Raw genomic sequence first — 11,648 nt, 5'->3', positions numbered from 1 at the left:
TCTCCCACATGACCATCGTCGATTTGACCGGCGAACGGGTTAAAGCCTTTCTGCAACACCTGCTGGCCAACGACGTGGCCAAACTCACGGCCCCAGGCAAGGCCCTTTACAGCGGCATGCTCAATCCGGAAGGCGGTGTGATCGATGACCTCATCACCTATTATCTTGGCGATACGTTTTACCGACTGGTGGTCAACTCCGCTACCCGTGAGAAGGATCTGGCCTGGATCCGCCATCACGCCATCGATTTCGACATCACAGTGACCGAGCGTCCCGAGCTTGCGATGATTGCGGTGCAGGGCCCCAACGCCAAGGTCAAGGCTGCTGCCGTGCTGAGCGCCGCCCAGCGCACTGCTGTGGTGGGGATGAAACCCTTCTTCGGCGTGCAGGCTGGCGATCTCTTTATCGCCACCACCGGCTACACCGGCGAGGATGGTTATGAAATCGTGGTGCCGCAAGAGAAAGCCTGCGAGCTGTGGCAAGCGCTGCTGGATAACGGTGTGGCTCCGTGCGGCCTCGGTGCCCGCGATACCCTGCGCCTGGAGGCGGGGATGAACCTCTACGGTCAGGATATGGACGAGTCAATCTCTCCACTCGCCGCCAACATGGCCTGGACCATCGCCTGGGAGCCGAGCGATCGCAATTTCATCGGCCGTGACGTGCTGGAAGCGCAGAAAGCGGCGGGCAACCAGCCCAAGCTGGTGGGGCTGGTGATGGAAGAGAAAGGGGTGCTGCGTGCCGGTATGCCCGTTACCTTCACCGCGGCAAACGGTGAGAAGCGGGAAGGTGTGATCACCTCCGGCTCTTTCTCCCCCACCCTGGGCTACAGTATTGCCCTGGCGCGGGTGCCCCGCGATATCGGTGAGCTGGCCGAGGTGGAGATCCGCAAGAAGCTGGTCACCGTGAAGGTCACCAAGCCCGCTTTCGTCCGTAACGGCCAGAAGCTGGTTTAACATCGTCTTGGGGGAGGGCTGTGCCTCCCCCCATCCCTTTTCATATTCGTTTTTAAACGCGACTCAAAGATCAAAGGAAGCACAAATGAGCCATATCCCGAGCGAACTGAAATATGCCACTTCCCACGAGTGGATCCGTGTTGAAGCCAACGGCGAGGCCGTGGTCGGTATCACCGAGCACGCCCAGGAGCTGCTGGGTGACATGGTGTTTGTCGAGCTGCCGGAAGTGGGCAAGCAGGTCAGTGCCGGTGACGATTGCGCCGTGGCCGAGTCGGTCAAGGCGGCCTCCGACATCTACAGCCCGGTGAGCGGCGAGATCATTGCCGTCAACGAAGAGCTGGAAGGGAGCCCCGAGCTGGTCAACTCCGACCCCTACAGCGCTGGCTGGCTGTTCCGCATCAAGCTCGATGACGAGAGCGAGCTGGCCAACCTGCTGGATGCCGAAGGCTACCAGAACGTGGTGGACGAAGAGTAATGCCCCCGGGCCCTGCCAACACAGCAGGGCCCCTTTGTATGACCGCCAGCCGGGCAAGCACCGGCCGGTGGAAGGGTGAAGTCGCCCGCGCCTGCCGTTTGCTTGCCTGCTTTTGCCAGGGCAAACGGGCCGGTTCGCAACAAGGCGATCCCCTCTTGATGCTGCCGCAGCATCCGGTGCCGCATCCTGTCTGCGGGACCCAGAACATGAGTGGAGTCGGTATCTGCCGACGATCAGGAACATCAGGTCTTGGTTATCAGGATGTCATGCCAGGACTTATTTATCAGGAAATAGGGAAATGACCCAGTCACTGTTTGAACTCGAGCAAAAAACCGATTTTGTCCGCCGCCATATCGGCCCGGGCGAGGAAGAGCTGCGCCAGCTGCTGGCAACCGTCGGAGCCGAAAGCCTGGACGATCTGATTGCCCAGACCGTGCCTGCCACCATTCGCCTGCCGGGCCCGCTCGGCATCGGTGCCGGCATGACCGAGGTGGAGGCGCTGGCCAAGCTCAAGGGTTATGCCGCCCAGAACAAGATTGCCAAGAGCTATATCGGCATGGGTTATCACGATACCCATGTGCCCCATGTCATTTTGCGCAACGTGCTGGAAAATCCGGGTTGGTATACCGCCTACACCCCCTATCAGCCCGAGCTGGCGCAGGGCCGTCTCGAAGCCCTGCTCAACTTCCAGCAGCTGACGCTGGATCTCACCGGCATGGATCTGGCAAGCGCCTCCCTGCTGGATGAAGCGACCGCCGCCGCCGAGGCGATGGCGCTGGCCAAACGGATGGCCAAGTCCAAGTCCAACCTCTTCTTCGTGGCCGATGACGTGCACCCGCAGGTGATCGACGTGGTCAAGGAGCGCGCGGTTCACTTTGGTTTCGACGTGGCGGTTGGCGCCGCGAGCGATGCAGTGAGCGAAGAGGTGTTCGGTGCCCTGTTCCAGTACCCCACCACCACAGGTGAGGTGAAAGATCTGCGCGCCCTGATTGCCGCGGTACAGGCCCAGAAAGGGCTGGCCTGCGTCAGCGCCGATCTGCTCTCCCTGCTGCTGCTCAAATCCCCGGGCGAGCTGGGTGCCGACGTGGTGTTGGGCTCCGCCCAGCGCTTTGGCGTGCCAATGGGTTACGGTGGCCCACATGCCGCCTTCTTCGCTACCCGCGATGCCTACAAGCGCTCCATGCCGGGCCGTATCATCGGCGTCTCCAAGGATGCCCGCGGCAAGAGTGCTCTGCGTATGGCGATGCAGACCCGCGAGCAGCATATCCGCCGCGAGAAGGCCAACTCCAACATCTGTACCGCTCAGGTGCTGCTGGCCAACATGGCGAGCTTCTACGCCGTCTACCACGGCCCGGTGGGACTGAAAACCATCGCCTCCCGCGTGCACCGTCTCACTACCATTCTGGCGCTTGGCCTCAAGGCCAAGGGGGTGGCCCTCAAGCATGCCAGCTGGTTCGATACCCTGACCGTGCAGACTACCGACAAGGCGGCGCTGATTGCCAAGGCCGAGGGGCTCGGCATCAACCTGCGCGCAGATCTGGATGGCTCGGTAGGGGTGTCCCTCTCTGAAACCACCACTCGCGGCGATGTGGCCGAGTTGTTCGATCTCTTCCTTGGTCAAGGTCATGGGCTCGATATCGAGGCTCTCGACAAGGCGGCCCAGGCCCATCACGCTATCCCGCAGGATCTGCTGCGCACCGATGCCGTGCTGACCCACGAGGTGTTCAACAAGTACCACTCCGAAACCGAGATGCTGCGTTATATCCACCGTCTCGAAGCAAAAGATCTGGCGCTTAACTACGCCATGATTTCCCTGGGTTCTTGCACCATGAAGCTCAACGCCACCGCCGAGATGATCCCGGTGACCTGGCCCGAGTTCGGCAAGTTGCACCCGTTCGCCCCGCTGGCACAGGCCAAGGGCTACCAACTGCTGCTGGCCGACCTCGAAAACTGGCTGGTGAAGGTGACCGGTTACGATGCGGTCTGCATGCAGCCCAACTCAGGTGCTCAGGGCGAGTACGCTGGTCTCTTGGCCATCAAGAAATACCACGAATCCCGCGGCGAGGGGCATCGCGACATCTGCCTCATTCCGGCTTCTGCCCATGGAACCAACCCGGCCTCAGCCCAGATGGCGGGGCTCAAGGTGATCGTCACCGCCTGTGACAAGTCCGGCAACGTGGATCTCGACGATCTGCGCGCCAAGGCGGCCGAGGCGGGGGATCAACTCTCCTGTCTGATGGTGACTTACCCCTCCACCCACGGGGTGTATGAGGAGACCATCAAGGAGGTGTGCGACATCGTTCACCAGCACGGTGGTCAGGTCTATCTGGACGGCGCCAACATGAACGCGCAAGTCGGGTTGACTGCGCCGGGTTTTATCGGGGCGGACGTCTCTCACCTCAACCTGCACAAGACCTTCGCCATTCCTCACGGCGGTGGCGGCCCGGGCATGGGCCCCATCGGCGTGAAGAAGCATCTGGCACCGTTCGTGGCTGGTCATGCCGTGGTCAAGACCGACAAGGAGAGCCGTGACAACGGCGCCGTGTCGGCGGCACCGTTCGGCTCGGCCAGCATCCTGCCCATCAGCTGGATGTATATCGCCATGCTGGGTGACGAAGGACTGAAGAAATCCACTCAGGTGGCCATCCTCAACGCCAACTATCTGGCCAAGAAGCTGGGTGAGTCCTTCCCGGTGCTCTACTCTGGCCGCAACGGTCGGGTGGCCCACGAGTGCATTCTGGATATCCGTCCGCTCAAGGAGGCTTCTGGCATCAGCGAGATGGACGTGGCCAAGCGGCTGATGGACTACGGCTTCCACGCGCCTACCATGAGCTTCCCGGTAGCGGGCACCCTGATGGTCGAGCCGACCGAGTCTGAATCCAAGCGCGAGCTGGATCGCTTCGTCGAGGCGATGACTTCCATCCGCGCCGAGATTGCCAAGGTGCAGGAGGGGCAGTGGAGCCTCGCCGACAACCCGCTGGTCCATGCGCCGCACACCCAGGATGACGTGATGGATGCAGAGTGGTCCCGTGGTTACAGCCGCGCCGAAGCGGTCTTCCCGTCCGACGCCGTGCGTGCCAGCAAACTGTGGCCCTCGGTCAACCGCATCGACGACGTCTACGGCGATCGCAACCTGTTCTGCTCCTGCATTCCGACCCAGGATTACGCCAAGTAAGTGGCGTTTAGGTGCAACAGTTAAGCCGTATAAACAACAGGGCCACCCAGACGGATGGCCCTTCGTTTACATGGACTTGATCTGCATGCTGCTATCCGAACGTCCGGCTTAAGTCCTTGAGCTGGCTCGCTTTGCTCTGCAAGTTGGCACTGGTTTCACTCACTTGGTCGATTTTTAGACTGTTATCGTGAGAGAGCGAGGATATCTGGTTGATATTGCGACTGATCTCCTCGATGACCGCTTGTTGCTCGGTGGCCGCGGCGGTGATCTGGTTGGAAAAGTCAGAGACCTTGTCTATCTCGACCACAACCTGATTCAGGTTGCCGGTGCTTGCCCGGGTGGTGGCGAGGCAGGCGTTGGTTCTGGTCACATTGAGATGCATCATCTCTTTCCATCCCCCCAGGGTTTGCTGGATATGGCCAATGCTGTTCTGGATCTGCTCTGTCGCCTTGTGGGTTCTGGTCGACAGGCTGCGAACCTCGTCCGCCACCACTGCAAAGCCACGCCCCTGATCGCCTGCCCGTGCGGCTTCGATGGAGGCATTGAGCGCCAGCAGGTTGGTTTGATCCGCAATGCCGCGAATTTCGCTCATGATGGTGCCGATCCGCTCGGATTCGCTCGCCAGCTCAACGGCTGACTGGAAGGCTTGCTCCGCCTGGGTGGCCAGCGCCGACATCTCTTCTCCCGCTTCCGAAAGCTGGGTGCTGGTGGTGATGCAGTGGCGGCGGGCCTCTTCGATCTGGCTGTTGCTGTCTTGAATATTGCGGTTGATCTCCTCGGCGGCCGAGGCCATCTGGGTGACGGCGGTGGCAATCTGCTGGATCTGCGTGTCTTGCGAAGAGATATCCTGGCTGGCCAGCGAGGCGGAGCCGCGCAGGTCATTGGCCATGGCATTGAGCGAAGCCGTGGTGTCATCCACCCGGCCGAGCACGGTACGGATCCTCGCTTGCCCGAGTTTGATATGGAAATCGGCGATGCTGTGGGGGGCATCCCCCGAGAAGATAAGGCGGCTGATGCTGTCGTAATCCTGCTCGAGCTGCTGCAAGAATCGCGGCGTGAGGAAGAGAGGGTGGCGATTGAACCAGATTGTTGCCAAGAGGGGAATGATGACCCAGAGCGCCTGCAGCGGTGAGAGCAGCCAGAGCGCGCTGATCACGCTGACGAGCAGCAGGGGGATGGTCATCATGGCCGGAGTGAGCTGACGCAGGCCCATATGAATTGCAGAGCCGGTTTCACGTGCTTTAAGGGTTTTGTACATCTGGCTGGCACGCGCTTTGTGCTCTGCGGCGGGGCGGCAGCGGACGGATTGGTAACCCACCATCTTGCCATCTTCATAAATCGGGGTGACATAGGCATCAACCCAATAATAGCGACCATCCTTGCAGCGGTTTTTTACCATGCCTCGCCATGGTTTGCCCGCCTGCAGGTGGGCCCAGAGATCGGCAAACGCTGCCTTGGGCATGTCGGGGTGGCGCACCAGATTGTGATGCTGCCCCAACATCTCTTCCAGGCGATAGCCTGCCACCTGACAAAACGCCGGATTGGCGTAGGTGATGTCCCCTTTGAGGTCGGTCGTCGATACCAACTGGATATCGTCGGCAAATTCAACCTCGGTATCTGTGGTGTGAAGCGAGCTGGTTACCATGATCAGACTCCGGTTTCGGCGTAACGGAATACTTCGTCTGAGTATGGCAGAGGATGTTCATTTATTGTGTTGTTGCACATTAACTCTTGTGCTACTGCGTGGGGACGGGATGGGTCTCACATTTTTACAGTGCGGTTTGGCGAGGGGAGGCAAGCCAAGTAACATGGCGTGACTTATGGCTGTGCAGCGAGACAGGTAACGCAATGAAGTTGGATGCGATTTTATGGGATTATGACGGTACTCTGGTCAATTCGGTGCCGAAGAATATCGATATCACCAAGCAGATCCTGGCTGAGGTCGCCCCCCATCTGACCGGAGAACATCTGCCGCGCTATCTGCGCAGCGAAGCGGAGTATCACCATGCCAATCACGCCGCCAAGAACTGGCAGGCGCTCTATATGGATTACTACGGTTTGTCGCGGGACGAGATGGTGCTGGCTGGCAGTCTGTGGGCCAAGCATCAGGAGATGAACCGGACCGAGGTGCGGTTTTTTGCGGGGCTGGAGGCGGTGATTGACCATTTCTCTGCCATTCCCCACGGAATTTGTTCGCAGAACTCCCAAAAAAACATTCGCCGGGTACTGGAGCTGCATGGCGTGAACAGCCTGTTCAAGGCTGTGGTCGGCTATGATGACGTGCCCGGACAGAAGCAAAAACCTCATCCTTTCGGTGGCCTCAAATGTCTGGAGTCTATCTTCGGCCCAGCCAGGTGCCAGTCGCTGATCTATATCGGTGACCATGAAGCGGATGTGCAGTTTGCCCGTCATTTACAAGCGGCGCTTGGCGAGCAGAGCCGTGTGATATCGGTGGCTGTCGCCTATAGCCGCGCGACCCCGGAGCGCTGGGAACACCAACCCGACCATATCGCCCGTGACGTCGAGGATCTGCTCCCCATCGTCGGGCAATATCTGTAACGCCGGTTGCAGATTGCCGTACGGAATAGACAAACGCCGACCAGTTGATCGGCGTTTTGTCTATGGGAAGCCTGATGGTTTCACACTCAGCTGGCTTAACACCCTGTCTGTTTAATGATGGGCGACTTAAAACAGCAGTTGCGTCAGGTAGCCCATCAGGATCGCCATGCCGAGGATCACGGTAAGAAAGGCCGCAATCATCGGGGTTCTGAACATGGATTTGAGCAGGATCACCTCAGTCAGACTGGCACCGGCACTGCCGATGATCAGCGCCATGACGGCGCCCATCCCCATCCCTTTGCCCAGCAGCACCGATGCCAGCGGGATCACGGCCTCGGCACGGATGTAGAGCGGGATCCCGACGATGGCGCTGAATGGAATGGCCAGCGGGTTGTCGGCGCCAGCATGGGCGGCGATCCACTCGGCCGGAATAAAACCGTAAATAAACGAGCCGATGAGCACCCCCAGCAGCAGGAAGGGCAATACCGTTTTGAACTGCTGCCAGGCATCGATGCGAGCTTTGACCCAGGCGGTGGGGAGCTGTGGCGCTCTGGTCAGGGCAGCCGTGCCATCGCCGCAGCAGGGGAGGGTAGCCTGTTCTGCCATCTCTGGTTGCGGAGCCGGGCAGCACGCCGTCCCCTTGAGTTGTTTGATTGCGCGAATGGTACCGCGTTGGTTATCACTGCAATTTGTTTGAGTTGTGGCGCGGGTCGCCGGGCCACAGTCGCTACCGCAAGAGGGGGTGGCCTCTTTGGGGTCGATGACGTGGCGCTCGAACCCGAGCCTGTCGAGCAGCATGCTCGCCATGACGGAGACGCTGGCGGCGATCACGGCGTAGAGCAGGGTCACTTTCCAGCCGAAGGTGGCCCACATCAAGCCGACGATGATAGGGTTCAGCAGTGGCGAAATAAACAGGAAGGTGAGGGTGGGGCCAAAGCCAGCCTTGGCCGAGAGCAGCCCTCTCAGCATGGGGATGGTGGAGCAGCTGCAAAAGGGGGTGACGGCGCCGAGCAGGGCCGAGAGCAGATAGCCCTTGCCATGTCTCGCCCCCAGCATCCGCTGGATCTTCTCGTCGGGGATCTTCTGACGGATCAGGCTGACCCCGGCGCTAATGACCAGAAACAGAACCGACAGCTCGACAGCCAGAAACAGGAACATCTGGGCTGCATCGGTCAGCATGGTTAACCACTCATTCATTGTCGTATCCTCACTTGGTTTCTATATTTCCAAAATAATCGAAATGAATGGCCGGTCAAGATATTTCTGGTATTATCGAAATATCAAATTTGTGGAGGGCGCAGAGATGCAACTGGAAGAGGTCGCCAAGGCATTGAAAGAGCTGGGTCATCCGACCCGGCTGTTTATCTTCAAGCATCTGGTCAAGGCGGGAGAGCAGGGGCAGCCGGTGGGTGAGCTGCAAAAGCAGCTGGCGATCCCCGCTTCCACCCTCAGCCACCATATCGCGGCGCTGGTCTCGGTGGGGCTGGTGAAGCAAAACCGGGAGAGTCGCACCCTGCTTTGCGTCTCTCAATACGCGGTGTTGGAGGAGATCATCGCCTTTTTCCGCGATGAGTGTTGCGTCAACAGCCCGGAGCATCGGCAAGATCAAAGGCAAGAGCTGCCATCCTGAGGGCTATGGCTGCTAGTAGTGCGGTCAGTTGCGCTGAGCGCAATAAAAAAAACGCCGATCATGTGATCGGCGTTTTGCATTGATGTCGCTAGATTCGGGCATTAACCCAGATTGGCTGCGACCTTGCTTTGAGCTTGTCCTTTGCGCTTGATGACAAAGCCAATACCCAGTACCACCAGCCAGGCTGGGATCAGTTCGACCGAGATGCGGAAATCGGGGGTCATATACATGATCACCAGAATGCCAGCCATGAACGCGAGGCAGAGATAGTTGCCGAAGGGATACCAGAACGCCTTGAACTTGGGCTGGACGCCTTCTGCGACCTTGGCCTTGCGGAACTTGAGGTGCGCGAGGCTAATCATCGCCCAGTTGATCACCAGTGCGGAGACCACCAGCGCCATCAGCAGACCGAACGCCTTGCCCGGCATCAGGTAGTTGATCAGCACGCAGAGCAGGGTGGCGATGGCCGAGACCGAGAGGGCCACCAGCGGCACGCCGCTCTTGTTGGTCTTGAGCAGGGCTTTCGGGCCGTTGCCCTGTTTGGCCAGCCCGAACAGCATCCGGCTGTTGCAGTAGACGCAGCTGTTGTAGACCGACAGTGCCGCCGTCAGCACCACGATGTTGAGTACGGTGGCGACCAGGTTGCTGTCCAGTGCATGGAAGATCATCACGAACGGGCTGCCGCCTTCCACCACTTTACCCCAAGGGTAGAGGGACATCAGGATAGCCAGAGCACCGATGTAGAAGATGAGGATGCGGTAGATCACCTGATTGGTGGCCTTGGGAATGCTCTTCTCGGGGTTGTCCGCTTCCGCGGCGGTAATGCCCACCAGCTCCAGACCGCCAAAGGAGAACATGATCACCGCCATTGCCATCACCAGACCGCTGATGCCGTTGGGGAAGAAACCGCCCTGAGCCCACAGGTTGGTGACGCTTGCCTCGGGTCCGCCGGCACCGGAGAGGAGCAGATAGCCGCCAAAGCCAATCATGCCGATGATGGCGACCACCTTGATGATGGCGAACCAGAACTCCATTTCGCCAAACGCTTTGACGTTGGAGAGGTTGATGGCGTTGATCAGCACGAAGAAGAAGGCTGCCGACATCCAGGTCGGGATCTCGGGCCACCAGTACTGGACATAGATGCCCACCGCGGTCAGCTCGGCCATGCTCACCAGCACGTAGAGCACCCAGTAGTTCCAGCCGGACGCAAAACCGGCAAACTCGCCCCAGTATTTGTAGGCAAAGTGGCTGAATGAACCGGCTACCGGCTCTTCCACCACCATTTCACCGAGCTGGCGCATGATCAGGAAGGCGATAAAGCCGCCGATGGCATAACCCAGCAGGACTGAGGGGCCTGCCATCTTGATGGTTTGGGCAATGCCCAGAAAGAGGCCGGTGCCGATGGCGCCGCCCAAAGCAATCAACTGAATGTGGCGGTTTTTAAGGCCGCGCTTCAGCTCCTCACCGTCTTGTTTCAAATCCATGGGTCTGTCCTTACGTCTCTGTTGTCTCTGGTCGGTGTTGGGCTCATCCTGAGCAGGCCGCAGTGCGTAGCCAAAACCTGACGAAAGCTGTATTTATTTCGTTACACCATGCCATTTGCAATTTTTAGTGTTGGCTGGCAACCGAAGCAGAATAGTGATAATCCGCCATGAATGCACCTGTTTTCCATCTCTAATGGCCGTGTTTTGTACCAAAGGCAGCTTTTTCATGATCTGAAGAGGCTTCTTGGTAGTTTTTGGTTGATGTTTGTGCAATCGAATTCTGTTTTGTTGACATTTTGTCTTGTTGGTGTGCTTTTGTGGTGCCAAGCCACAAATGGATGCAAATGATGCCAAACAAGCGGGAGTGCAAGGAAGAGTGCAGGGAGTGGGAGCACAGGGAACGCGAAGGCGTGTTGCAACAAGGGGTTGCCCGGGGTGTACAGGTGGCGCTCTGGTTAGGGATTGCCGCCAGTCCGCTGTTGTTGCTGGTGGCCGCGATTATGTTGCTGGGTTGGCTGTTACTCGGTGATCAGGAGTTGCTGCACTACTGGCAGTCGCTGTTGCTGGCGGGTGGGGTAACGGGGGCGCTCGTTGGCGGCTGGCTGGCGGAGCGGGTTCGCCTGCGCCACGGTTTGCTGGCCTTCTATGCCCGGTTGATGAACAACCCAGAGCTCAATCGTTAGTTAACGCTGGCTGTTTGCCGAGCGCAGCAGAACGGAATCGAATAGCGGCTAACTGGCTGCAGGTGACAAGGGCGCAACGCTAAGGTCGACAAGAAGAGGGATAAGCATTTGTGGTGCTTATCCCTTTTTTATCCACGCTTTTCACTGTCATCTATGTGAATTGCAGTTCGCCACAGCTGACTTTCGCCGCGACACTGTAATTTTTATCTTTTGTTGATGCCGATAGCTGTCAAGCTGGCTTAACAGAGCTGGCGGCGCAGACCGGTTGCCTCGAGAACCTTGGCGCTGATCTCCTCCACCGAGTGGGAGCTGGTATCCAGGAAGCGGATCGCCTCCTGGCGAAACAGTCGCTCCACGCAGGCCAGCTCCTGCTCGCACTGTTCGATGGAGGAGTAGCGGCTGTTGGCACGGCGCTGGTTACGGATCTCGTGCAGCCGCTGCGGCGCTATGGTGAGGCCAAACAGCTTGTGACGGTTGGCCTTGAGGGGGGCGGGCAGCTCCAGCATCCCCATGTCCTGCTCGATAAAGGGGTAGTTGGCGGCGCGAATGCCAAACTGCAGCGCCAGATAGAGGCTGGTGGGGGTCTTGCCGCAGCGGGAGACCCCGATCAGGATGATGTCCGCCTCATCGTACTCCCTGGTGGGAAAAGTGAAACTCATCTATATTGACCCACCGTACAACACAGGTAA

General features: G+C 59.0%; 9 protein-coding genes and 1 pseudogene. 6 read left to right on the top strand and 4 right to left on the bottom strand.

Annotated elements, in window-relative coordinates; translation table 11 throughout:
• From gcvT to gcvP, 3 genes are all read left to right on the top strand, one after another.
• The coding region (gcvT, locus tag AB5Y92_RS12940; RefSeq protein WP_368226912.1) for a glycine cleavage system aminomethyltransferase GcvT at positions 1-953 on the top strand (953 nt) is incomplete at its 5' end.
• A gap of 85 nt (positions 954-1,038) precedes the next feature.
• Positions 1,039-1,428, top strand: coding sequence for a glycine cleavage system protein GcvH (gene gcvH, locus AB5Y92_RS12935; protein WP_005333898.1), 390 nt, complete (start codon positions 1,039-1,041; stop codon positions 1,426-1,428).
• A gap of 298 nt (positions 1,429-1,726) precedes the next feature.
• Positions 1,727-4,603, top strand: a complete 2,877-nt coding sequence (gene gcvP, locus AB5Y92_RS12930) for an aminomethyl-transferring glycine dehydrogenase (RefSeq protein ID WP_368226911.1) — start codon at positions 1,727-1,729, stop codon at positions 4,601-4,603.
• Between the two features lie 91 nt (positions 4,604-4,694).
• Here the strand turns inward: gcvP and AB5Y92_RS12925 are convergent, their stop codons facing one another.
• Positions 4,695-6,248, bottom strand: a complete 1,554-nt coding sequence (locus tag AB5Y92_RS12925) for a PAS domain-containing methyl-accepting chemotaxis protein (RefSeq protein WP_164537082.1) — start codon at positions 6,246-6,248, stop codon at positions 4,695-4,697.
• A gap of 203 nt (positions 6,249-6,451) precedes the next feature.
• Here AB5Y92_RS12925 and AB5Y92_RS12920 point away from each other — a divergent pair, with 203 nt between their 5' ends.
• Positions 6,452-7,162 carry an HAD family hydrolase gene (locus AB5Y92_RS12920; RefSeq protein WP_149152670.1) on the top strand — a complete coding sequence of 237 codons (711 nt, stop codon included), beginning with the start codon at positions 6,452-6,454 and terminating at the stop codon, positions 7,160-7,162.
• A 126-nt stretch (positions 7,163-7,288) separates the two neighbouring features.
• Here the strand turns inward: AB5Y92_RS12920 and AB5Y92_RS12915 are convergent, their stop codons facing one another.
• Positions 7,289-8,359 carry a permease gene (locus tag AB5Y92_RS12915; protein ID WP_216962066.1) on the bottom strand — a complete coding sequence of 357 codons (1,071 nt, stop codon included), beginning with the start codon at positions 8,357-8,359 and terminating at the stop codon, positions 7,289-7,291.
• Positions 8,360-8,465: 106 nt separating this feature from the next.
• Here AB5Y92_RS12915 and AB5Y92_RS12910 point away from each other — a divergent pair, with 106 nt between their 5' ends.
• Entirely contained in the window at positions 8,466-8,792 is a 327-nt protein-coding gene (locus AB5Y92_RS12910; protein WP_368226910.1) for an ArsR/SmtB family transcription factor, read from the top strand.
• 101 nt (positions 8,793-8,893) lie between these two features.
• Here the strand turns inward: AB5Y92_RS12910 and AB5Y92_RS12905 are convergent, their stop codons facing one another.
• Positions 8,894-10,276: an amino acid permease gene (locus AB5Y92_RS12905; protein ID WP_005352966.1), complete on the bottom strand. Its 1,383-nt coding sequence runs from the start codon at positions 10,274-10,276 to the stop codon at positions 8,894-8,896.
• A 347-nt stretch (positions 10,277-10,623) separates the two neighbouring features.
• On the opposite strand from AB5Y92_RS12905, the gene AB5Y92_RS12900 reads away from it, so the two are divergent.
• The gene (locus AB5Y92_RS12900) at positions 10,624-10,959 is read left to right on the top strand and encodes a hypothetical protein (protein WP_368226913.1); all 336 of its coding nucleotides are present in this window, start codon (positions 10,624-10,626) and stop codon (positions 10,957-10,959) included.
• Between the two features lie 239 nt (positions 10,960-11,198).
• On the opposite strand, the pseudogene AB5Y92_RS12895 reads toward AB5Y92_RS12900, so the two are convergent.
• Positions 11,199-11,600, bottom strand: a pseudogene (locus AB5Y92_RS12895) (kinase/pyrophosphorylase); the annotation flags it as partial.
• Between the last annotated feature and the right edge of the window lie 48 nt (positions 11,601-11,648).

This window comes from Aeromonas sp. R1-1, assembly GCF_040908495.1.
GTDB classification, from domain to species: domain Bacteria; phylum Pseudomonadota; class Gammaproteobacteria; order Enterobacterales; family Aeromonadaceae; genus Aeromonas; species Aeromonas veronii.
Note: the sequence above shows the minus strand (reverse complement) of the source record. Positions and strands in the feature narration are given on the sequence as shown.